A 21,758-nucleotide genomic window follows, 5' to 3' on the forward strand; every position below is an offset into this window, starting at 1 on the left:
GGCGGCTAAATACGACCTTGAACGCACCCATAGAACCACATCGTTTTATCCTCGAGCCCTTTGAGGCCCGTCGCTTCGCCAATCTGTGCGGGCAATTCGACGAGCATCTGCGCTTGATCGAACAGCGCCTGACCATCGAGATCCGCAACCGCGGAAACCAGTTCGAGCTGATCGGCGAGCCCAAACACACCACCTCCGCGGAAAATCTGATTCGTCGTCTGTATCGGGAAACCAAAGGTACAGAGCTGTCGCCGGACACGGTTCACCTGTTCCTGCAGGAATCGGCCGTCGAAGAGCTGGACAACGTCTCCCCGTCCGAACCCTCCGTCGCCCTGCGCACCAAAAAAGGCATGATTCGCCCTCGCGGCTTGAATCAGCTGCGCTACGTGAAGGAAATCCTCGGTAACGACATCAATTTCGGCATCGGCCCGGCCGGTACCGGCAAGACCTATCTGGCCGTTGCCTGTGCGGTAGACGCGCTGGAACGCGAGCAGATTCGCCGCATCCTGCTGGTGCGTCCGGCGGTTGAAGCGGGCGAGAAGCTTGGCTTCCTGCCCGGCGACCTGTCGCAAAAGATCGACCCATACCTGCGCCCGCTCTACGACGCACTCTACGAGATGCTCGGCTTTGAACACGTCGCCAAGCTCATCGAACGCCAGGTGATCGAAGTTGCGCCACTGGCCTACATGCGCGGTCGCACGCTGAACAACAGTTTCATCATCCTCGACGAAAGCCAGAACACCACCGTCGAGCAGATGAAGATGTTCCTGACCCGGATCGGCTTCGGCTCCACGGCCGTCATCACCGGTGACATCACCCAGGTCGACCTGCCGAAAGGCACCAAGTCCGGGCTGCACCATGTGATTGAAGTACTCAAAGACGTGCCGGGTATCAGCTTCACCCATTTCATGCCCAAGGACGTTGTGCGCCATCCATTGGTGCAACGTATCGTCGAAGCCTACGAGCGCTTCGAGAATCGCGCGGCAGATGAAACACCAAAGGACAGTCGCCGCGATGCTTGAGCTTGATCTGCAACTGGCTACCGAGGCGCCTGCACCCAGCGAAGCCGAGTTCCGCCAATGGTGCGAACTGGCCCTGCGCCAGCGCACTGCCGACTCTGAAATGACCATTCGCCTGGTCGATGACGAAGAGGCCCGCGAGCTGAACCACACCTGGCGGCAAAAGAATTACGCCACCAACGTCCTGTCGTTTCCGGCCGATGTGCCTGACGAGTTTCTCGACATCCCGCTGCTGGGCGATCTGGTGATCTGCGTGGCCGTGGTCGAGCGCGAAGCCGCCGAACAGGGCAAGGAACTAAAGGCCCATTGGGCGCATCTGGTGATTCATGGCTGCTTGCATCTGCTGGGTTACGACCATATAGATGATGACGAAGCCGAAGAAATGGAAGCACTGGAACGAACGTTGCTTGCCGAGTTGGGCTTTCCCGACCCTTATGCGGACGACGAAACAGACACAACCCCTATCGTTACAACAAAGGATTCAGAGTAATCGCTATGAGCGAAGATCGATCGAGCAACGGGCAAAAGTCTTGGCTGGGTAAGCTCACCCAGGCTTTTGCCCACGAGCCGAAGAACCGCCAGGAGCTGCTGGAGCTGCTGCGCGACGCACACCAGAACAAACTGTTGGACAGCGAAGCGCTGGCCATCGTCGAAGGCGCCATCCAGGTCGCTGACCTGCAAGTACGGGACATCATGGTCCCGCGCTCGCAGATGATCAGCATCAAGGCGACCCAGACACCTCGCGAGTTCCTGCCTGCCGTGGTCGACTCGGCCCACTCCCGCTACCCGGTCATCGGCGAAAGCCACGATGATGTGATGGGCGTGTTGCTGGCCAAGGACTTGCTGCCGCTGATCCTCAAGGAGAACGGTGACAGCTTCAACATCAGGGACCTGCTGCGTCCGGCGACCTTCGTGCCCGAGTCCAAGCGCCTGAATGTGCTGCTGCGCGAGTTCCGCGCCAACCACAATCACATGGCCATCGTCATTGACGAATACGGCGGTGTGGCAGGCCTGGTGACCATTGAAGATGTGCTGGAACAGATCGTCGGCGACATCGAAGACGAGCACGACGTCGAAGAAGACAGCTACATCAAGCCGCTGCCCAGCGGTGACTTCCTGATCAAGGCCCTGACGCCGATCGAGAACTTCAACGAGTTCTTCGACAGCGAATTCTCCGACGACGAATTCGACACCGTTGGCGGCCTGGTGATGAGCGCGTTCGGGCACTTGCCAAAACGCAACGAAATCACTGAAATCGGCCCTTATCGCTTCCGCATCCTGAACGCCGACAGCCGTCGGATTCACTTGCTGCGCCTGACCCCTATCGCCCGATAAATCCAAGGATTGAAATGCATCGTATGACCCGCCCCGGCTGGCCCGGTAACCTGCTGGCCGTGGCGGCCGGTGCACTCACCACCCTGGCCCTGGCGCCGTTCGATATCTGGCCGTTGGCGTTGCTGGCGGTCGGGTTCTTCTATGCCGGTTTGCGCGAACTGAGTCCCCGTCAGGCCCTGGGCCGTGGCTGGTGTTTCGGTTTTGGCTTGTTTGGCGCGGGTACCAGCTGGATCTATTACAGCATTCACCACTTCGGCGGCGCGTCAGTGCTGCTGGCCGGTTTCCTGATGCTGATCTTCACGGCCGCGATTGCCTGGTTCTTCGCCCTGCCCGCCTGGATCTGGGCGCGCTGGCTGCGTCGCAACGAAGCGCCGCTGGCCGATGCCTTGGCGTTTGCCGCGCTGTGGGTTGGCCAGGAAGCTTTTCGTGGCTGGTTTCTCACCGGTTTCCCATGGCTCTATTCCGGTTACAGCCAGCTCGACGGCCCATTGGCGGGGCTCGCACCCGTCGGCGGAATGTGGCTGATTTCCTTCACCCTGGCCCTGACGGCGGCGCTGATCTATAACGCCATGCGCCTGGTGCGCACGGGCCGTAAAGGTTTCATCGCCGCTGGCGTATTGCTGCTGGTCGGCCCCTGGGTGGCCGGCATGGCGCTGAAGGAACACGCCTGGACCAGCCCGGCGGGCCCGGCGCTGAGCGTTGCCGCCCTTCAGGGCAATATCGAACAAAGCATGAAGTGGGACCCGGCGCAGCTCAACGCGCAGCTGGCGCTGTACCGTGACATGAGTTTCAGCTCCAAACGGGTCGACCTGCTGATCTGGCCGGAAACAGCCGTCCCGGTGCTCAAGGAGTCCGCCGAGGGATACCTGAACATGATGGGGAATTTCGCCGCCGAGCGTAAATCTGCGCTGATTACCGGCGTACCGATCCGTCAGGAAGTCCGACACGAGAAGCGCTTCTTCAACGGCATCACCGTCCTCGGTGAAGGCGACGGCACTTATCTCAAGCAGAAGCTGGTGCCGTTTGGCGAATATGTTCCGTTGCAGGAAGTACTGCGTGGGCTGATCGCGTTCTTCGACCTGCCGATGTCCGACTTTGCCCGTGGCCCGGCTGACCAGCCGATGCTGCAAGCCAAGGGTTATCAGATCGCGCCGTTCATCTGCTACGAAGTGGTCTACCCGGAATTCGCCGCCAGCCTGGCGGCCCGCAGTGAATTGCTGCTGACCATCAGCAACGACACCTGGTTCGGCACCTCCATCGGCCCGCTGCAACATTTGCAGATGGCGCAGATGCGCGCACTGGAGGCGGGCCGCTGGATGATCCGCGCCACCAACAACGGCGTCACCGGCCTGATCAACCCGTTCGGGCAGATCACGGTGCAGATCCCGCAGTTCGAACGCGGCATCCTGTACGGCGAAGTCGTGCCGATGCACAACCTGACGCCTTACCTGCAATGGCGCTCGTGGCCGCTGATCATCGTTTGTGTGTTGTTGTTTGGCTGGGCACTGGTGGCGAACCGGATGGCCAAGACCGTCTGACTCTGGCGAGGGAGCATGCTCCCGCTCGGCTGCGCAGCAGCCGCAATACCGGTTAATGCGCTTTGTCAGCCAGAAATGGATTAGCCGGACTCAGGGCTGCTTCGCAGCCCGGCGGGAGCAAGCTCCCTCGCCACAGGTCATCAGTAAAACATTGAATACCCGATCTGCCCCACCGCCTCATTCAGCAACTGCCCGCTCTGCCAGATCGACTTGAATTCCGGCATCCAGCCGCCCAGTGGCCGGGCGTTGTCCACGCCTAAAAAGCCCACCGGTGCCGGCACCACTTCAAATCCCGCCTGCTGAAAGCTCCAGACTGATCGCGGCATGTGCCAGGCCTGCGTCACCACCACCACCCGTTTGATTCCCTGCGGCAGCAACACCTCGGCGCTGAACTGCGCGTTCTCCCACGTCGTGCGGCTGCGCCCTTCCTGCCAGCGCACGGTGACGCCAAAATCATCAAGCAATGAATCCGCCATCAACTTCGCTTCGGTCGGCGGCGTACCGTAATGCAGGCCGCCGCTGGTAAGAATGGGCAACCCGGAGGCCTTGGCCAGGCGTGCCGCATACCGTTCGCGCTCAAGACCTACGCCTGTCGGCTGATCAGCCCCCCAGGCAATATCGCCCCGCTCACGCCCCGAACCCAACACCACAATCGCATCCGCACGCTGACTCAGAGTGGCCCATTCCTCGCGCGCCAGTGGCGGCTCACTTTCCAGGGCCTTGGCGCCCCACTGCACCACCACCGGCAAACTCATTAACAGGAAGCCGCCGAACCCCAAGGCAAAGCACACACCCGCAAGCCGCGGCCTTGAGCGGCGCAACCACCACGCGAGCATCAACAGCAGCAAAAGAATGCCGGGAGGCAACAGAAGTTGTTTCACGAAATAACGAAAAGGCATCGAGCATCTCCATAAGATGCCCGAAGCCTAAGTGGGTTGACGCAATGCGACAACAAATGCGGAAGGACTATGCTTTAAAAAACATGGGTAATGGCTTGCAGCCGTTATTTGAATTGCAGAGACCGGACCTTTTCCGCGTCCCTGCCAGGTGCCTTGTCCTTGAGCCAGATGATCTTGGCCGAACGTGGTGCGTCGAGTTGCTTCACTGCTGCAGACAAGCATCCGTGCGTCTCACGTTCACTGCGATCCAGATAGGCTTTGACCAGTGCAAACTCTGCGGGGCTCAAACCACGCAGTTCCAGCTCCAGGGGACGCTCATCGCGTAGCCGGTCAGCGGTTTTTGCAGCGTCCAGGGCCATCCCCAGACGATCGATCAGTCTTTCGTACAGCTGCGGTTTCGTGACTTTTTGCTGTGACTCAACCATCCCTCACCTCATTGAAGATAAGACTCGCTCCCCATTTAGAGCTTAGCTTCCATGAACAAACCGGCTGGATGCCGCGACCAACGGCCCTCGCGGCAGTTTTCGCAAGACGCGCGGCAGTAATCAGGGTTTCCCTCGGTAGAGTGCGGTCATGTATGCTACGGCGCTTCCTGTAACTCCACTTCCAGCTCGTTCGGGCACTGAAACGTCGATTTGGCGTCGTCACCGTCCAGCGTTGCATTGAAGAGGATTAGGCCACCCCTATTCAGTTCAAAAGTAGCCATGCACGAACAATATCAGCCCCGTGAAATCGAAGCCGCCGCCCAATCGTTCTGGGACGAGCAAAAGTCCTTTGAAGTCAGTGAACAGCCAGGCAAGGAGACGTTCTACTGCCTGTCGATGTTCCCTTACCCCAGCGGCAAGCTACACATGGGGCACGTGCGCAACTACACCATCGGCGACGTGATCTCCCGCTACCAGCGCATGCAAGGCAAGAACGTCCTGCAACCCATGGGTTGGGACGCCTTCGGCATGCCGGCGGAAAACGCCGCGATGAAGAACAACGTAGCGCCCGCCAAGTGGACCTACGAAAACATCGCCTACATGAAAACCCAGCTGCGCAGCCTGGGTCTCGCGGTGGACTGGTCCCGCGAAGTGACCACCTGCAAGCCTGATTACTACCGCTGGGAACAATGGCTGTTCACTCGCCTGTTCGAAAAAGGCGTGATCTACAAGAAAAGCGGCACCGTGAACTGGGACCCGGTCGACCAGACCGTCCTGGCCAACGAACAGGTGATCGACGGTCGCGGCTGGCGTTCCGGCGCGCTGATCGAGAAGCGCGAAATCCCGATGTACTACTTCAAGATCACCGCCTACGCGGATGAGCTGCTGGAGAGCCTCGACGAACTGACGGGCTGGCCTGAACAGGTCAAGACCATGCAGCGCAACTGGATCGGCAAATCCCGCGGCATGGAAGTGCAGTTCCCGTACCACGTCGATTCCATCGGCGAAACCGGCGCGCTTAAAGTCTTCACCACCCGTCCAGACACCCTGATGGGCGCGACTTACGTCGCCGTGGCCGCCGAACACCCGCTGGCCACCCTGGCCGCGCAGAACAACCCTGAGCTGCAAGCGTTCATCGCTGAATGCAAGGGCGGCAGCGTTGCCGAAGCCGACGTCGCCACCCAAGAGAAAAAAGGCCTGCCGACCTCGCTGTTCGTCGAGCACCCGCTGACCGGTGAAAAACTCCCGGTGTGGGTCGCCAACTATGTGCTGATGCACTACGGCGATGGCGCGGTGATGGCGGTTCCGGCTCACGACGAACGTGATTTCGAGTTCGCCACCAAGTACAACCTGCCGATCAAGTCCGTGGTGCGCACAAGCGCAGGTGATACCAACCCGGCTCCATGGCAGGACGCCTACGGCGAGCACGGCACGCTGATCAACTCCGGCGAGTTCGACGGCCTCGACTTCGCTGGCGCGTTCGACGCCATTGAAGTTGCGCTGATCAAGAAAAACCTCGGCGCCTCGCGCACCCAGTTCCGCCTGCGCGACTGGGGCATCAGCCGTCAGCGTTACTGGGGCTGCCCGATTCCGATCATCCACTGCACCACCTGCGGTGATGTGCCGGTCCCGGAAGATCAACTGCCTGTGGTACTGCCGGAAGACGTGGTGCCGGACGGCGCGGGCTCGCCATTGGCGCGCATGCCTGAGTTCTACGAGTGCGCTTGCCCGAAATGTGGCGCACCGGCCAAGCGTGAAACCGACACCATGGACACCTTCGTCGAGTCCTCGTGGTACTACGCCCGTTACGCCTCGCCACACTATGAAGACGGTCTGGTTGAAAAATCGGCGGCTGACCACTGGTTGCCGGTGGATCAGTACATCGGCGGTATCGAACATGCCATTCTTCACCTGCTGTACGCGCGTTTCTTCCACAAGTTGATGCGCGACGAAGGCCTGGTGAGCTCCAACGAGCCGTTCAAGAACCTGCTGACCCAGGGCATGGTGATCGCCGAGACTTACTACCGTCGTGAAGCCAACGGTGCTTACACCTGGTTCAACCCGGCGGACGTCGAACTCGAACGCGACAGCAAGGCCAAGGTCATCAGCGCCAAGCTGATTGCAGACGGTCTGCCGGTGGAAATCGGCGGCACCGAGAAGATGGCCAAGTCGAAGAACAACGGCGTCGACCCACAGTCGATGATCGACCAGTTCGGCGCCGACACCTGCCGTCTGTTCATGATGTTCGCCTCGCCACCTGACATGAGCGCGGAATGGTCCGACTCTGGCGTCGAGGGTTCGCACCGTTTCCTCAAGCGCGTCTGGCGCCTGGCTCAAGCCCATGTCACTCAGGGTTTGCCGGGCAAACTGGACGTCGCCAGCCTGAACGACGAGCAGAAAGCCATTCGTCGTTCGATCCACCTGGCCATCAAGCAGGCCAGCCACGACGTCGGCCAGAACCACAAATTCAACACCGCCATCGCCCAAGTGATGACGCTGATGAACGTGCTGGAGAAAGCCGCACAAGGCACCGAACAGGATCGCGCACTGGTTCACGAAGGTCTGGAAGCCGTGACGTTGCTGCTGGCTCCGATCACCCCGCACATCAGCCACGAGCTGTGGCATCAACTGGGTCACGCTGGCCCGGTGATCGACGCCGGTTGGCCGGTGGTGGACGAAACCGCGCTGGTGCAGGACAGCCTGACGCTGGTCATCCAAGTCAACGGCAAGCTGCGCGGCCAGATCGAAATGCCGGCGACCGCGACTCGCGAAGAAGTCGAAGCCGCTGCCCGGGTCAACGAGAACGTGCTGCGCTTCGTCGACGGCCTGACTATTCGTAAAGTGATTGTAGTGCCCGGGAAACTGGTCAATATCGTCGCCAGCTAAAATTGGATCAGGCGCCAGGTGAGCCTGGCGCCGAGTAAAACCTTTCGGGCCGCACGATCGGCCCACATGGTTTCAAGGGGAGCAACAAGATGATCAAACGCAATTTGCTGGTGATGGGCCTCGCGGTCCTGTTGAGCGCCTGCGGGTTCCAGCTGCGCGGCACCGGCACCAATGAAATGGCGATCAGGGAGCTCGATCTGAGCGCCCGCAACGCCTACGGCGAAACCGTGACGCAATTGCGTCAGGTACTGCAAAGCAGCGGCGTCAAGGTTTACGCCGGAGCGCCGTACAAGCTTGTGTTGACGGATGAGCAGGAAAGCCAGCGCATCCTCAGCTACGCCGGTGCCGGCCGTACTGGCGAGTATCAGGTGAGCACCGTGCTGAGCTACGACATCCGGGGTGCGCAAGGCCTGCCGCTGCTGAGCGACAAGCTCGAAGTGCAGAAGATGTTCATCCACGACGGCAACAACCTGGTGGGTTCCGACCAGGAAGCCAATACGGCTCGCACAGAAACCCGTCGCGAGTTGGTTCAACGCATGATGCTGCGCCTGTCACAACTCACGCCGACTCAGTTGGATCAGTTGCAACAGACCGCCGACGCCAAGGCAAAAGCCGAAGCCCAGGCACTGGAAGCGGCGCAGAAAGCTGAAGCGGAAACCCCGCGTCAGTCGCCTATCGAAATCCCGCAGCAATAAGACTTACGGGGCGCCCAGGCGCCCCGTTCGCCCTTTCTTATGAAACTCGCCCCCGCCCAACTCGCCAAACACCTGCAAGGTGCCCTCGCGCCGGTCTACGTCATCAGCGGCGATGACCCGTTGCTGTGCCAGGAAGCCGCCGACGCCATTCGTGCCGCCGCTCGCCAACAGGGTTTCGACGAACGCCAGGTCTTCGCCGCCGACGCCAGTTTCGACTGGGGGACGTTGCTGCAAGCCGGTGCAAGCATGTCGCTGTTCGCTGAAAAGCGCCTGCTGGAGCTGCGGTTGCCATCCGGCAAACCCGGTGACAAAGGCGCCGCTGCCTTCATCGAGTACTGCTCGCGCCCGGCCGAAGACACGGTGCTGCTGATCAGCCTGCCCAAGCTGGATGGCAGTGCACAGAAGACCAAGTGGGGCAAGGCGCTGGTCGAAGGGCAGCAGACGCAGTTCGTGCAGATCTGGCCGGTGGATGCCAACCAGTTGCCCAGCTGGATTCGTCAACGGTTGTCCCAGGCCGGGCTTTCCGCCAGCCAGGACGCCGTGGAACTGATTGCCGCGCGGGTCGAGGGCAACCTGCTGGCCGCCGCCCAGGAAATCGAAAAGCTCAAGCTGATGGCCGAAGGTGGCCAGATCACCGTCGAAACCGTGCAAGCAGCAGTGGCCGACAGTGCGCGCTTCGATGTGTTTGGCCTGACCGACGCGATTCTCAACGGCGAAGCCGCCCATGCCCTGCGCATCCTTGAAGGGTTGCGGGGTGAAGGCGTCGAGCCACCGGTGATTCTCTGGGCGCTGGCCCGGGAGCTGCGTCTGCTGGCCAACCTTTCGCTGCAATACAGCCAGGGTGTGCCGCTGGACAAAGCCTTCAGCCAGGCTCGACCGCCGGTCTGGGACAAGCGCAAACCGCTGATGAGCAAAGCCCTGCAACGCTATCCGGCGCAACGCTGGGCGCAGTTGTTGCTGGAAGCGCAGCGGATTGATGCGCAGATCAAGGGTCAGGCTGCCGGGTCACCGTGGATGAGTTTGAGTCGGTTGTCGTTGTTGATGGCAGGCCAGAGATTGTCGCTACCCGCCGAGTGAGCTTTCCGAACGCATAACGGCCATTCGCGGGCAAGCCCCGCTCCTACAGGCCTCAGTCGGCCCATCATTATGTGTACGACTCCAACCTGTAGGAGCGAGGCTTGCCCGCGAACGCATCCGAAAGGTCCTACGCAATGTGGGGACTAGACAGAACCCCAACTTCAGCAGATTATTTCCCCCGCAAAACCCACTCAATCGAGAGATCTGATCATGAGCAAAAAGCCATCCAAGCATGGCCCCAACAAGGCCAAATCCATCATCGCCCAGCCACTGTTCCGCAGCCGTCAGGAACGAGCCGGCAAGGGCAAAGGCAGCTACCGCCGCGAAGCCTTCCAGTCTAATAGCTGGGAGGCTTCTTACTTTCTGGCGGCCTGAAAGGCAAGCCATCGCTCAACATGTTAAGGTCTGCACCTGATTCGTATTCCCTGGACCTGTGCATGCCCCTTTGTATTTCCCGTCGTTGGCCCCTGCGCCAACTGATCGCTGCCTCCAGCCTCATTTTGCTTGTCGCCTGCGCGGAAAAACCGACCGCCGCCGACGCCCAGCCGCTTCAGACCCTTCCCGTATCGACAGCCCCTGCGGTCATTCCGCCCGTGGTGCCGACCGGTGAAAACCTCGACCTCCAGCCCACCCAGACCTTCGCCGAATGGCAGGCGGGTTTCCGCAAAGACGCGCTAACCGCCGGCATCCGCGCCGATCTCTTCGACCGCGCCTTCGCCAATGTCAGCCTCGACACCAGCGTGATCCGTGCCGATCGCAGCCAACCCGAGTTCTCCCGCCCGGTGTGGGAATACCTCGACGGCGCCCTGTCGCCGCTGCGGGTACGCAAAGGTCAGGCGCTGGTCGGCCAATACGCTGACATTCTGCAAAGCATCGAGCAGCGCTACGGCGTCGATCGCCAGGCCTTGGTGTCGGTGTGGGGCATGGAGAGTAATTTCGGGCAGTTCCAGGGCAACAAGTCAGTGATCAACTCCCTGGCGACCCTGGCCTACGAAGGCCGGCGTCCGGGCTTTGCTCATGCGCAACTGATCGCCGCCCTGCAAATCCTGCAACAAGGCGATATCGAACCGGAGAAAATGCTCGGTTCCTGGGCCGGCGCCATGGGTCAGACCCAGTTCATCCCGACCACCTACAACACCCACGCCGTGGATTTCGACGGTGACGGCCGCCGCGACATCTGGGGCAGCCCGGCCGATGCGCTGGCCTCGACGGCGCACTATCTGCAAAGCTCCGGCTGGCAGAAAGGCCAACCGTGGGGCTTTGAAGTGCAGCTACCAGGCAGTTTCAACTACGTCCTGGCCGACGGTACGATTCGCAAGAGCGTCGCCGAATGGCAACAGTTGGGGGTCTCGCTGCCTAATGGCGCCCAGGTTCCGGCAGGTTCCGAACACCTGTCCGCCGCCCTGCTGCTGCCGGCCGGTTATCGTGGCCCGGCGTTCCTGGTGCTCGACAACTTCCGCGCAATCCTCAAGTACAACAACTCGTCGTCTTATGCATTGGCGGTGAGCCTGTTGTCCGAGCGTTTCAGTGGCGGCGGCCTGATCAATGGCACGTGGCCAAAAGATGACTTGCCGTTGAGCCGCACTGAGCGAATCGAACTGCAAAGCCTGCTGAGTGCGCAGAATTACGATGCGGGCACGGCTGACGGGATCATCGGCGCGAACACTCGCAAGGCGATCCGCAGTGCCCAGCAGTCGTTTGGTTGGCCGGCGGATGGGTATCCGACGCACAAGTTGCTTGAAGGCCTGCGTAACCGCTAAAAAGCTTCGCGGGCAAGCCTCGCTCCTACGGGATCACACTATCCTGCAGGAGAGAGGTTTGCCCGCGAAGACTTACTGACAGGCGCTATCGCACTACCGCTTGACGACCACATCCTGTTCCAACACCAATTCCTTCTTCCCCGCATCCAGCCGAACCAGCGCGCCCATCGGCAACGTCAGGTTCGGATCGCAGTGCCCGCTGCGCCACCCTGCCAACACCGGTATCCGCAACGGCTCGAACGTCTGCTTGAGCAACCGCTCCAGCGCAACCGTATCAACCCCCGCCACGTCGCCCACCAGCACCCCACGCAACTTGCCCAGCGTGCCGGCCAGGCGCAGATGAGTCAGCAAGCGGTCGATGCGATACAGCGGTTCGTTGATGTCCTCAATGAAAAGAATGACGCCTTCAGCCTCCATCTCAAATGGCGTGCCCATGGTTGCGGCAATCATCGACAGATTGCCCCCCAGCAACCGGCCGTGAGCGATGCCGGGCTCGATCGTGGTCAGCGGCCAGGCCACCGGGTGCGAAAGCACACTGCCCGCCTTCACCTGCCCTCTGAGCATGTTGAAAAACGAAGACTCGGTCGGTTTTTGCTTCTCGCCCAGCAAATCGGCATTAAGCAGAGGACCATGAAAGGTCACAAAACCGGCGTAACGGCTGATCGCCACGTGCAGCGCAGTGATGTCGCTGTAGCCGATAAACGGCTTGGCGTTGTTTTGCAGCAATTCGAAATCGATACGATCGAGCAAACGCGGCGTACCGTAACCGCCCCGCAGGCAAATGATCGCGTCGACTTCCGTGTCGGCGAACGCGGCGTGCAAGTCATTGAGCCGCACGTCGTCGCTGCCGGCCAGGTAGCCATCCTGTTCGTACACCCCGGGAAATATCCGCAGCGCATAACCGCGAGCGCGCATCCAGGCAACGGCTTTATCGGTGTCCAGCCCGGCAGGCCCGGCGGGCGCAATCACGCCGATCAGCCCTTCCGAGGGCAAGGCCGGAACGGCTGAGTGAGGAAACAACGTGTGGGTCGGTCGAACAGTCATCCATGAATCTCCCTGCGTGAAAAGCTTCAGCACACAGTAGTCAGGAACGGGGACAAACAGAAGAGGATCAATCGCCCCGCAGGTTGCAGGAAAAGACGGTTGCGGCCGTAGGCACGGCCAACAAAAACGCCCGCAAGGCTGAAAAGCCTTGCGGGCGCTTTATTACAGAGACGACATCAGTTCAGCTTTGACCAGCTTCGCCTGCTCGTCGGCGTGGTACGAGGAACGCACCAACGGGCCGGAAGCGACGTTTTTGAAGCCCATTTTGTAGCCTTCCTCGGCGAACCAGGCGAAGGTATCCGGATGCACAAAACGCTCCACCGGCAAGTGACTGCGCGACGGTTGCAGGTACTGGCCGAGGGTCAGCATGTCGATGTCGTGTTCGCGCATGCGCTTCATGACTTCGATGACTTCTTCGTCGGTTTCGCCCAGACCCAGCATCAGGCCGGACTTGGTCGGAATGTGCGGCATCATCTGCTTGAAGCGTTGCAGCAGGGTCAGCGACCACTGGTAATCCGAACCCGGACGCGCAGCCTTGTACAGGCGCGGCACGGTTTCCAGGTTGTGGTTGAACACATCCGGTGGCTCGGCGGCAGTGATTTCCAGCGCAACGTCCATGCGGCCGCGGTAGTCCGGGACCAGAGTTTCGAGCTGCACGTTCGGCGACAGTTTGCGGATCTCGCGGATGCAGTCGGCAAAGTGCTGGGCACCGCCGTCACGCAGGTCGTCGCGGTCGACCGAGGTGATCACCACGTACTTGAGTTTCAGGTCGGCGATGGCGATGGCCAGGCTTTCCGGCTCATTGACGTCCAGAGGCTTCGGACGACCGTGGCCAACGTCGCAGAACGGGCAGCGACGGGTGCAGATGTCGCCCATGATCATGAAGGTCGCGGTGCCGCCGGAGAAGCACTCGCCGAGGTTCGGGCAGGACGCCTCTTCGCACACGCTGTGCAGCTTGTGTTTGCGCAGCAGGGCCTTGATGCGGTCGACTTCCGGCGAAACCGGGATGCGCACGCGGATCCAGTCAGGTTTTTTCGGCAGTTCGGTGGTCGGAATGATCTTTACCGGGATACGTGCAACCTTCTCGGCGCCGCGCAGCTTGACGCCGGCTTCAACCTTGGCACGCGGGGCCGGACGCTCGGTAACATCCAGCGTCGGGATCATGGTTTGCACTGCATCAGTAGTCATATCAGTCGATTCCGCCCGTTAGGGTCGTCTGCTCAGCATAGTCGAGGTGTTTGACGAGCTGCGCGCGCAGCCGGGCACTTACCTCGGCAAATTCAATCGATCCTGCGTGATCGCTCAGCTGGGTCATCGCCAGCCCGGCGTAGCCGCAGGGATTAATCCGTCGAAACGGTTCCAGGTTCATGTCCACGTTCAGGGCCAGGCCATGAAAGGAACAACCGTGGTGGATCCGCAGACCCAGGGAGGCGATTTTCGCCCCATTGACATAGACACCCGGCGCATCAGGCTTGGCCGCTGCGGTCACGCCATAGCTGGCCAGCAGCTCGATCAGGCAGTGTTCCATGCGGGTGACCAGGTCACGCACGCCGAAACCCAGTTTGCGCACGTCGAGCAACAGGTAGGCCACCAACTGGCCGGGACCGTGGTAAGTCACCTGACCACCGCGATCGACCTGCACCACCGGGATATCCCCCGGCAGCAGCAAGTGCTCGGCCTTGCCGGCCTGGCCCTGGGTGAACACCGGCGGGTGTTCGACCAGCCAGATCTCGTCCGCGGCATTGCTGCCGCGTTCGTTGGTGAAGCGTTGCATGGCATGCCAGACCGGCTCGTAAGCCATCTGGCCGAGCTCGCGAAAGCCCAGCGTGCCAGACATCACAGCACCATGTGCACGAAACCGGTAGCCCGCAGTTCGCTGTTGATGTCGTACAGCTGGTCTTGACCGGTGGCGATGATGTGCAACTGGATGGTGGTGTACTTGCCGTTGCTGCTCTGGCGTTCGTCCACCCTTTCATCGTTGATCGTTGCGTGCTTCTTAACGATATCGATGATCTTTTGCTTGATGTCCACAATGGTGTCGCCGATCACTTTGATCGGGTAATCATTGGAAGGAAATTCGATCTTTGGCGCCTTTACTTCGGTATCTGTCATGGCGTAACGGCCTCGTAAGCCGTGGCAACGGACATGGCCCCGCTCCGGATTGGAACGGGGCCATGCAAGTCCACACTAATTCAGTTGAACAAGCCGTAGAAGAATAGACGGATGCTATCCCACATGCGGCGGAAGATACCACCCTCCTCGACAGCGTCCAGGGCGATCAGGTCGGCGCTATGCACCACTTTGTCGTCCAGTTTCACTTCGACTTTACCGATTACGTCGCCCTTGGCGATAGGCGCAACCAGTTGCGGGTTCATGGTCATGCTGGCGGCGAGCTTTTTCAGCTGGCCTTTTGGCAGGGTCATGGTCAGGTCTTCAGCCAGGCCGGCCTTGACTTGATTGGTGCTGCCTTTCCAGACAGGGGCCTGAGCCAGCTCGGCGCCTTTCTGATAGAAGGTCTGGGTTTCGAAGAAGCGGAAACCGTAGGTCAGCAGCTTCTGGGTTTCAGAAGCACGGGCCACTTCGCTGTTGGTGCCGAACACCACGGCGATCAGGCGCATGCCATCACGTACAGCCGAAGACACCATGCAGTAGCCGGCTTCGTCGGTGTGACCGGTTTTCAGACCGTCGACAGTCTTGTCACGCCACAGCAGCAGGTTGCGGTTAGGCTGCTTGATGCCGTTCCAGAAGAACTCTTTCTGCGAGTAGATCGCATAGTGAGCCGGGTCTTCGTGGATGATCGCGCGAGCCAGCACCGCCATGTCGTGTGCCGACGAGTAGTGCTCAGGGTTCGGCAGACCGGTCGGGTTCATGAAGTGGCTGTTGGTCATGCCCAGATCGGCCACGGTTTTGTTCATCATGTCGGCGAACGCGTCTTCGCTGCCGGCGATGTGCTCGGCGAGCGCAACACTGGCGTCGTTACCCGACTGGATGATGATGCCGTGCAGCAGGTCGCTGACAGTGACTTGCGAACCCACCTTGATGAACATCCGCGAACCGCCGGTACGCCAGGCGTTTTCGCTGACGGTCACCGGATCGTTTTCACCGATCTGGCCACGACGGATTTCCAGGGTCGCGATGTACGCGGTCATCAGCTTGGTCAGGCTGGCCGGTGGCAGACGCTGGTCACCGTTGTTCTCGACCAGCACGTTGCCGCTGCTGGCGTCCATGAGTACGTAGGATTTAGCGGCCAGTTGTGGTGGCGACGGCATCATCTCGACCGCGAACGCGGCAGGCGAGAGGAGCAGCGGGACTAGCAGACACAGGCGTTTGGCAAAGGTGGTGATGTTCATCCGTCTCTCGAAATCGCTAATGGAAACTGCCCGAAGGCAAAACTAATCAGATGGCCTTCTAACGGGCCATCGCGTGTTCAGTTGCTCACTCAGAACCCTTGCCGGGCTTTTGTTCTTCAACGAGCCAACAACCAGGTCCACCCCCCAAACCGCAAGCGAACCGTCAATCAAGTACTACGTATTATTCGGCGGTGACCACGCTCGGCGAACCGAGATTGGCCAGGCGCACACTGTTCTGCACTTGCTGGATTTCACCCGGCGAACCGATCGGCCCCAGGCGCACCCGATGTAGCGTCTGTTGATTACGCACGATCGAGCTGATGAACACCGGAGCGCTCACCATCCCGCTGAGCTTCGATCTCAGGAGCTCTGCAGCGTCCGGGTTGGCGAACGCGCCCACCTGCAGATACTGGCCAGAGGCTGGTACAGAAGCGTTTTTTTTTGCATCAATCTGCACGGGCACCACGGCCGCCGCGTGTTGCTGCGGCGGTGGCGTCCATTGCTCGACGGTGCCCGCCGAAGCGGTAATCGTCGGCGCGGCATTTTGCGCTACTTGCGGTTCGTTGAGCATCAAAGGCGCCGGACGGCCCTTTTGTGCCCACCACTGTTGCGGATCGATACCCTCGACTTTCACCCGTGCGGTGCCGGTTTCGGCGTAACCGAGTTTTTTCGCGGCGGCGTAGGACAAGTCGATGATGCGGTCCGAGTAGAACGGCCCGCGGTCGTTGACCCGCAGGATCACGGTCTTGTGGTTGTCCAGGTTGGTCACCCGGACGTAACTTGGCAGTGGCAATGTCTTGTGGGCGGCACTCATGCCGTACAGGTCGTACACCTCGCCATTGGCGGTGTTCTGACCGTGGAATTTGGTGCCGTACCAGGACGCCGTGCCCGAGGCGACGTAGGTCTTGGATTCTTGCAGCGGAAAGTAAGTCTTGCCCAGCACGGTGTAAGGATTGGCTTTGTAAGGACCGGAGTGCAGGGTCGGCGTGGCATCCGGGATGCGCGATACGTCGACGTCCCACCATGGCGCGCCGTCTTTGTGCGCACGGTTGATGTCCAGGCCAGGCGTTGCGCGCACAGCCGTTGAAGGCTTTTGCGTCGGCGCGCGGCTGGTCGAACAACTGGCGACCAGCACCGCCAACGCGGCGAATGCCATCAGCTTCAGGGGTTTATTCATAGGCAATGCCCGCATTACTTGACGCCCCGTGCTTGGACCAGCTGTTCAGACAGTTGATGTACCGCCATGGCGTACATCACGCTGCGGTTATATCGCGTGATTGCGTAAAAATTCTTCAGGCCCATCCAGTACTCCGGGCCATTGTCACCTTCCAGGCGGAAAGCCGTGACCGGCATATCATCGCGCAGCGCATCATGACTCGACCAGCCCAAGGCTCGCAACTCCCCGACCGTTTTAGTCGGCTCGATGCCCGTCGTCAAACCTTCATCCACTTGCTCGCCACGCACATCCGCGCGACTGACCACCGGCTCGCCGGCGACCCAGCCGTGACGCTTGAAATAACTGGCGACGCTGCCGATGGCATCGTCCGGGTTGGTCCAGATATTAATGTGGCCGTCACCGTCGAAGTCCACCGCATAGGCGCGAAAGCTGCTCGGCATGAACTGCGGCAAACCCATGGCGCCTGCGTAAGAGCCTTTGAGAGTCAGCGGATCGACCTGCTCCTCACGGGCCAGCAACAGGAACTCACGCAACTCCTTGCGGAAGAATTCGGCACGGGGAGGATAGTCGAAACCCAGGGTCGACAAAGCGTCGATTACCCGGAAATTGCCGGTATTGCGGCCGAAAAAGGTCTCAACCCCGATGATCGAGACGATAACCTGAGCCGGCACGCCATACTCCTGCTCGGCACGGGCCAGTACCGCTTCGTGCTGACGCCAGAAGTCCACACCACGGGCGATGCGCGCGTCGGTGATGAACATCGGGCGATATTCGTTCCACTGCTTGACCCGCTCGGCGGGTTTCGAGATCGCGTCCAGAATCGACTGCTTGCGCTCGGCTTCGCGGAACACGCCCATCAGCTGTTCACCGGCAAAACCGTAGTCGCGGGTCATTTCACCGACGAATTCGGCCACCTGGGGTGAACCTTCGTAATCGCCGGCCAACGCGTCCTGCGTTGTGCCAAGGATGCTTACCAGGCCGACCCATGGCGCGTATCGAGTCGCCCAGCCGCGCATTACTTGCATTGACATCTTCACCTTATTCAAACCTGTGCGATCCACTTACGATGGGTATGGATCGACATCAAAACCCCAAACGCTGACAGCAGCGTCACCAGCGAAGTTCCTCCGTAGCTAATGAACGGCAACGGCACCCCCACGACCGGCAACAGGCCACTGACCATACCGATGTTGACGAAAACGTAAACAAAAAACGTCATGGTCAGGCTGCCCGCGAGCAATTTGCCGAACAATGTCTGGGCCTGGGCGGTTATCACCAGCCCACGACCGATCAACAACAGGTAAATCAACAGCAGTGCGCAGATGCCCACCAGGCCGAATTCTTCGCCCATCACTGCAATAATGAAGTCGGTGTGGCTTTCCGGCAGGAAGTCCAAGTGCGACTGAGTGCCGAGCAGCCAGCCTTTGCCGAACACGCCGCCGGAACCGATGGCGGCTTTCGATTGAATGATGTTCCAGCCGGTGCCGAGCGGATCGCTCTCGGGATCAAGGAACGTCAGGACGCGCTGCTTCTGGTAGTCGTGCATCACGAAGTACCACATGGCCACAGACACCGGCACGGCGGCAGCAATCACGCTGAGAATCCAGCGCCAGCGCAACCCGCCCATGAACAAGACGAAGGCGCCACCGGCGAGAATCAGCAGCGAAGTGCCGAGGTCCGGCTGACGCACGATCAGGATGAAGGGCAAGCCGATCAGGAACAGACTGACCCCCACATGCTTGAGCTGCGGCGGCAACGTGCGCTTGGACAAGTACCAGGCGATGGTCGCCGGCATCAGAATCTTCATGAACTCCGAAGGCTGGAAACGGATCACCCCCGGGATGTTGATCCAGCGCGTGGCGCCCATGGCGTTGTGGCCCATGACGTCCACCACCACCAGCAACAGCACGCCGATCACGTAACCGACCGGCACCCAACGCGCCATGAATCGCGGCTCGAACTGGGCGATGACGATCATCGACACCAGGCCGATGCCGAACGAAGTGGCTTGCTTGGCCAGCAGGTCCCAGCTCTTGCCACTGGCCGAATACAGCACGAACAGACTGCCGGCGGCGAGGGTAAGCAACAGGATCAGCAACGGGCCGTCGATGTGCATGCGTTGCAACAGCGTCGCACGGCGACGCATCACATCCTCACTGGAGAGGATGCGATCGAAATTACTCTTCACGGGCCGTAGCCTCCGCACTGATAGGGCTGGCGTATTCGGCCTTCAACCGACCGTCCTGGTCCAGAAGCCAGGCGTCCATGATCTGACGCACCACAGGCGCTGCGACGCCGGAACCGGACTCGCCGTTCTCGACCATCACCGACACCACGATTTGCGGGTTGTCAGCCGGTGCGAAGCCGACGAACAAGGCGTGGTCACGATGGCGCTCCTGAACCTTGGAGCGGTCATACTTCTCACCCTGCTTGATCGCGACCACCTGGGCCGTACCACTTTTGCCCGCGATGCGGTATTGCGCACCGATCGCCGCTTTGCGCGCCGTACCCCGGGCGCCGTGCATCACCTGCTGCATGCCATGGTTGACCTTGGTCCAGTCGGACGGGTCGCGCAGGATGATGTCCGGCATCGGGTTGTCATCCTTCGGCCGCTCGCCTTCGACGGTCTTGGCCAGGTGCGGACGGTTCCAGACACCCTTGCTCGCGACCAGCGCTGTGGCTTGGGCCAATTGCAATGGCGTTGATTGCATGTAGCCCTGACCAATCCCGAGAATCAGCGTTTCGCCCGGGAACCAGGCCTGACGCCGGGTTGCACGCTTCCACTCACGTGTTGGCATCAGCCCCGGCGACTCCTCGAACATGTCCAGCGAAACCTTCTGGCCGATACCGAACTTGCTCATATAAGCCGACAGCCGATCGATCCCCAGTTTGTGAGCCAGATCGTAGAAATAGGTGTCGTTGGACCGCATGATCGCCGTGTCGAGGTCCACGTAGCCGTCACCGGTACGGTTCCAGTTACGGTATTTGTGGTCATAGTTGGGCAGCTGGTAGTAGCCGGGGTCGTACACCCGACTTGATGCAGTCACGACACCGGCATCCAGGCCGGCAATCGCCACCGCCGGCTTGATGGTCGAACCCGGCGGGTACAAACCGCGCAGCACGCGGTTGAACAGCGGCCGGTCGATGGAATCGCGCAGTTCGGCATAGGCCTTGAAGCTGATGCCGGTGACGAACAGGTTCGGATCGAAACTCGGCGCACTGACCATCGCCAGCACCTCGCCGGTTTTCGGATCGAGCGCCACCACGGCGCCACGACGACCGCCAAGTGCGGCTTCGGCGGCTTCTTGCAATTTGATGTCCAGGCTCAGGACGATGTCCTTGCCGGGAATCGGATCGGTACGCTTGAGTACGCGCAGTACGCGGCCGCGAGCGTTGGTTTCGACTTCTTCGTAGCCCACTTGACCGTGCAGCTCCGGCTCGTAGAAACGCTCGATGCCGGTTTTGCCGATGTGGTGCGTGCCGCTGTAATTGACCGGATCGAGAGACTTCAGCTCTTTCTCGTTGATCCGCCCCATGTAACCCACCGAGTGCGCAAAGTGCGGGCCCTGCGGGTAGTGACGCACCAACTGCGCGACCACTTCCACGCCCGGCAGACGGAACTGATTCACCGCGATACGGGCGATCTGCTCCTCTGACAGCTCGAACAGGATCGGCACCGGCTCGAACGGACGACGCCCCTGACGCATGCGCTTCTCGAAGATCACCCGGTCCTCGGGCGTCAGCTCCAGCACTTCGACGATCACGTCGAGCACTTGCTGCCAGTCACCGGACCGTTCGCGGGTCATGCTCAGGCTGAAGCTGGGCCGGTTATCGGCCACCACCACGCCATTGCGGTCGAAGATCAACCCGCGGGTCGGCGGAATCGGCTGTACGTGGACGCGGTTGTTTTCCGACAGGGTCGAGTGGTACTCGTATTGAATCACCTGGAGGAAATACAGCCGCGCGATCAGCACGCAGATCAGCAATACCACCGCAATAGCCCCGAACACGACGCGGCCACGCACCAGACGGGCGTCTTTTTCGTGGTCCTTGATGCGGATCGGCTGGGGCATGAGGGCAGAACTACTTGTGGTAAGGGTGGCCGGACAGAACTGTCCAGGCACGATACAGCTGTTCACCGATCAGAATCCGCACCAGCGGGTGCGGCAACGTCAACGGCGACAACGACCAGCGCTGATCGGCCCGCGCACAGACTTCCGGCGCCAGCCCTTCGGGGCCGCCGACCATGAAGTTCACCGTGCGCGAGTCCAGCCGCCAGCGATCGAGCTCGACCGCCAACTGCTCGGTGCTCCAAGGCTTGCCGTGGACTTCCAGGGTCACAACACGCTCATTCGGCCCGACCTTGGCCAGCATGGCTTCGCCTTCCTGACGGATGAAGCGCGCCACGTCGGCGTTCTTGCCACGGGTGTTGAGCGGTATTTCCACCAGTTCCAGCGCCAGCTCGGACGGAAGACGCTTGGCATATTCATGCCAGCCTTCTTCCACCCACTTGGGCATGCGGGAGCCGACGGCGATCAGTCGCAGTCGCACAG

The 21,758-nt window shown here is 60.6% G+C and carries 21 protein-coding genes; 9 read left to right on the forward strand and 12 right to left on the reverse strand.

Annotation, left to right across the window (positions count from 1 at the left end; genetic code table 11):
* The first annotated feature begins 17 nt into the window (after positions 1-17).
* Genes FBY01_RS18150 through lnt form a run of 4 tightly spaced genes read left to right on the forward strand, consistent with a single transcriptional unit; the run spans position 18 to position 3,892 of the window.
* Complete coding sequence (locus FBY01_RS18150) at positions 18-1,022, forward strand: PhoH family protein (protein WP_010467382.1); 1,005 nt, start codon at positions 18-20, stop codon at positions 1,020-1,022.
* Complete coding sequence (gene ybeY / locus FBY01_RS18155) at positions 1,015-1,509, forward strand: rRNA maturation RNase YbeY (protein WP_010467381.1); 495 nt, start codon at positions 1,015-1,017, stop codon at positions 1,507-1,509. The genes FBY01_RS18150 and ybeY overlap by 8 nt, the downstream gene beginning before the upstream one ends.
* A gap of 5 nt (positions 1,510-1,514) precedes the next feature.
* Positions 1,515-2,354 (forward strand): HlyC/CorC family transporter, encoded by an 840-nt coding sequence (locus FBY01_RS18160; protein WP_010467380.1) that lies wholly within the window; start codon positions 1,515-1,517, stop codon positions 2,352-2,354.
* 14 nt (positions 2,355-2,368) lie between these two features.
* Positions 2,369-3,892 (forward strand): apolipoprotein N-acyltransferase, encoded by a 1,524-nt coding sequence (lnt, locus tag FBY01_RS18165; RefSeq protein WP_077749950.1) that lies wholly within the window; start codon positions 2,369-2,371, stop codon positions 3,890-3,892.
* 140 nt (positions 3,893-4,032) lie between these two features.
* Here lnt and FBY01_RS18170 read toward each other — a convergent pair whose 3' ends face one another.
* Together FBY01_RS18170 and FBY01_RS18175 are read right to left on the reverse strand one after the other, a co-directional pair.
* On the reverse strand, positions 4,033-4,791 hold the full coding sequence (locus FBY01_RS18170; protein WP_010467378.1) for a YdcF family protein: 759 nt from the start codon (positions 4,789-4,791) through the stop codon (positions 4,033-4,035).
* 104 nt (positions 4,792-4,895) lie between these two features.
* Positions 4,896-5,216, reverse strand: coding sequence for a hypothetical protein (locus FBY01_RS18175; protein ID WP_010467377.1), 321 nt, complete (start codon positions 5,214-5,216; stop codon positions 4,896-4,898).
* Positions 5,217-5,495: 279 nt separating this feature from the next.
* Here FBY01_RS18175 and leuS point away from each other — a divergent pair, with 279 nt between their 5' ends.
* From leuS to FBY01_RS18200, 5 genes are all read left to right on the forward strand, one after another.
* A complete protein-coding gene (gene leuS, locus FBY01_RS18180) occupies positions 5,496-8,102 on the forward strand; it encodes a leucine--tRNA ligase (protein WP_145308850.1) in 2,607 nt (868 codons plus the stop codon).
* 89 nt (positions 8,103-8,191) lie between these two features.
* The gene (lptE, locus tag FBY01_RS18185) at positions 8,192-8,797 is read left to right on the forward strand and encodes an LPS assembly lipoprotein LptE (RefSeq protein WP_102594334.1); all 606 of its coding nucleotides are present in this window, start codon (positions 8,192-8,194) and stop codon (positions 8,795-8,797) included.
* Between the two features lie 39 nt (positions 8,798-8,836).
* Complete coding sequence (gene holA / locus FBY01_RS18190; RefSeq protein ID WP_010467374.1) at positions 8,837-9,874, forward strand: DNA polymerase III subunit delta; 1,038 nt, start codon at positions 8,837-8,839, stop codon at positions 9,872-9,874.
* Between the two features lie 210 nt (positions 9,875-10,084).
* The gene (gene arfA / locus FBY01_RS18195) at positions 10,085-10,249 is read left to right on the forward strand and encodes an alternative ribosome rescue factor ArfA (RefSeq protein WP_003176285.1); all 165 of its coding nucleotides are present in this window, start codon (positions 10,085-10,087) and stop codon (positions 10,247-10,249) included.
* A 62-nt stretch (positions 10,250-10,311) separates the two neighbouring features.
* Complete coding sequence (locus FBY01_RS18200) at positions 10,312-11,634, forward strand: lytic murein transglycosylase (RefSeq protein WP_010467373.1); 1,323 nt, start codon at positions 10,312-10,314, stop codon at positions 11,632-11,634.
* Positions 11,635-11,727: 93 nt separating this feature from the next.
* Here the strand turns inward: FBY01_RS18200 and FBY01_RS18205 are convergent, their stop codons facing one another.
* The 10 genes from FBY01_RS18205 to rlmH all read right to left on the reverse strand — a co-directional run bounded on the left by FBY01_RS18205 (position 11,728) and on the right by rlmH (position 21,756).
* Positions 11,728-12,678, reverse strand: a complete 951-nt coding sequence (locus tag FBY01_RS18205) for an LD-carboxypeptidase (RefSeq protein WP_077749945.1) — start codon at positions 12,676-12,678, stop codon at positions 11,728-11,730.
* Between the two features lie 162 nt (positions 12,679-12,840).
* On the reverse strand, positions 12,841-13,866 hold the full coding sequence (lipA, locus tag FBY01_RS18210) for a lipoyl synthase (protein ID WP_010467371.1): 1,026 nt from the start codon (positions 13,864-13,866) through the stop codon (positions 12,841-12,843).
* A gap of 1 nt (position 13,867) precedes the next feature.
* Positions 13,868-14,515: a lipoyl(octanoyl) transferase LipB gene (gene lipB / locus FBY01_RS18215; protein WP_145308852.1), complete on the reverse strand. Its 648-nt coding sequence runs from the start codon at positions 14,513-14,515 to the stop codon at positions 13,868-13,870.
* On the reverse strand, positions 14,515-14,790 hold the full coding sequence (locus FBY01_RS18220) for a DUF493 domain-containing protein (protein WP_010467369.1): 276 nt from the start codon (positions 14,788-14,790) through the stop codon (positions 14,515-14,517). Before FBY01_RS18220 ends, lipB begins: the two co-directional genes overlap by 1 nt.
* A gap of 80 nt (positions 14,791-14,870) precedes the next feature.
* Positions 14,871-16,028 carry a D-alanyl-D-alanine carboxypeptidase family protein gene (locus FBY01_RS18225; protein ID WP_010467368.1) on the reverse strand — a complete coding sequence of 386 codons (1,158 nt, stop codon included), beginning with the start codon at positions 16,026-16,028 and terminating at the stop codon, positions 14,871-14,873.
* A 181-nt stretch (positions 16,029-16,209) separates the two neighbouring features.
* Positions 16,210-17,220, reverse strand: a complete 1,011-nt coding sequence (locus FBY01_RS18230; RefSeq protein ID WP_102594337.1) for a septal ring lytic transglycosylase RlpA family protein — start codon at positions 17,218-17,220, stop codon at positions 16,210-16,212.
* On the reverse strand, positions 17,220-18,230 hold the full coding sequence (gene mltB, locus FBY01_RS18235; RefSeq protein ID WP_010467366.1) for a lytic murein transglycosylase B: 1,011 nt from the start codon (positions 18,228-18,230) through the stop codon (positions 17,220-17,222). Before mltB ends, FBY01_RS18230 begins: the two co-directional genes overlap by 1 nt.
* A 17-nt stretch (positions 18,231-18,247) precedes the next feature.
* Entirely contained in the window at positions 18,248-19,351 is a 1,104-nt protein-coding gene (gene rodA / locus FBY01_RS18240) for a rod shape-determining protein RodA (RefSeq protein ID WP_049870746.1), read from the reverse strand.
* Positions 19,352-19,382: 31 nt separating this feature from the next.
* The gene (gene mrdA, locus FBY01_RS18245) at positions 19,383-21,278 is read right to left on the reverse strand and encodes a penicillin-binding protein 2 (RefSeq protein ID WP_010467364.1); all 1,896 of its coding nucleotides are present in this window, start codon (positions 21,276-21,278) and stop codon (positions 19,383-19,385) included.
* A gap of 10 nt (positions 21,279-21,288) precedes the next feature.
* Positions 21,289-21,756, reverse strand: a complete 468-nt coding sequence (gene rlmH / locus FBY01_RS18250; RefSeq protein ID WP_007937439.1) for a 23S rRNA (pseudouridine(1915)-N(3))-methyltransferase RlmH — start codon at positions 21,754-21,756, stop codon at positions 21,289-21,291.
* Positions 21,757-21,758 lie beyond the last annotated feature (2 nt).

Source organism: Pseudomonas sp. SJZ077, assembly GCF_007993905.1.
GTDB lineage: Bacteria > Pseudomonadota > Gammaproteobacteria > Pseudomonadales > Pseudomonadaceae > Aquipseudomonas > Aquipseudomonas mandelii.

Excerpts from the sequence above, each read along its gene's own strand:
- lnt (WP_077749950.1), top strand. The coding sequence starts at position 2,369 with ATGCATCGTATGACCCGCCCCGGCTGGCCCGGTAACCTGCTGGCCGTG.
- mltB (WP_010467366.1), bottom strand. The coding sequence starts at position 18,230 with ATGCAAGTAATGCGCGGCTGGGCGACTCGATACGCGCCATGGGTCGGC.
- mrdA (WP_010467364.1), bottom strand. The coding sequence starts at position 21,278 with ATGCCCCAGCCGATCCGCATCAAGGACCACGAAAAAGACGCCCGTCTG.
- rodA (WP_049870746.1), bottom strand. The coding sequence starts at position 19,351 with ATGCGTCGCCGTGCGACGCTGTTGCAACGCATGCACATCGACGGCCCG.
- FBY01_RS18200 (WP_010467373.1), top strand. The coding sequence starts at position 10,312 with ATGCCCCTTTGTATTTCCCGTCGTTGGCCCCTGCGCCAACTGATCGCT.
- holA (WP_010467374.1), top strand. The coding sequence starts at position 8,837 with ATGAAACTCGCCCCCGCCCAACTCGCCAAACACCTGCAAGGTGCCCTC.
- lipA (WP_010467371.1), bottom strand. The coding sequence starts at position 13,866 with ATGACTACTGATGCAGTGCAAACCATGATCCCGACGCTGGATGTTACC.
- FBY01_RS18225 (WP_010467368.1), bottom strand. The coding sequence starts at position 16,028 with ATGAACATCACCACCTTTGCCAAACGCCTGTGTCTGCTAGTCCCGCTG.
- lipB (WP_145308852.1), bottom strand. The coding sequence starts at position 14,515 with ATGTCTGGCACGCTGGGCTTTCGCGAGCTCGGCCAGATGGCTTACGAG.
- lptE (WP_102594334.1), top strand. The coding sequence starts at position 8,192 with ATGATCAAACGCAATTTGCTGGTGATGGGCCTCGCGGTCCTGTTGAGC.
- FBY01_RS18175 (WP_010467377.1), bottom strand. The coding sequence starts at position 5,216 with ATGGTTGAGTCACAGCAAAAAGTCACGAAACCGCAGCTGTACGAAAGA.
- FBY01_RS18160 (WP_010467380.1), top strand. The coding sequence starts at position 1,515 with ATGAGCGAAGATCGATCGAGCAACGGGCAAAAGTCTTGGCTGGGTAAG.
- FBY01_RS18205 (WP_077749945.1), bottom strand. The coding sequence starts at position 12,678 with ATGACTGTTCGACCGACCCACACGTTGTTTCCTCACTCAGCCGTTCCG.
- FBY01_RS18220 (WP_010467369.1), bottom strand. The coding sequence starts at position 14,790 with ATGACAGATACCGAAGTAAAGGCGCCAAAGATCGAATTTCCTTCCAAT.
- ybeY (WP_010467381.1), top strand. The coding sequence starts at position 1,015 with ATGCTTGAGCTTGATCTGCAACTGGCTACCGAGGCGCCTGCACCCAGC.
- arfA (WP_003176285.1), top strand. The coding sequence starts at position 10,085 with ATGAGCAAAAAGCCATCCAAGCATGGCCCCAACAAGGCCAAATCCATC.
- leuS (WP_145308850.1), top strand. The coding sequence starts at position 5,496 with ATGCACGAACAATATCAGCCCCGTGAAATCGAAGCCGCCGCCCAATCG.
- FBY01_RS18230 (WP_102594337.1), bottom strand. The coding sequence starts at position 17,220 with ATGCGGGCATTGCCTATGAATAAACCCCTGAAGCTGATGGCATTCGCC.
- FBY01_RS18170 (WP_010467378.1), bottom strand. The coding sequence starts at position 4,791 with ATGCCTTTTCGTTATTTCGTGAAACAACTTCTGTTGCCTCCCGGCATT.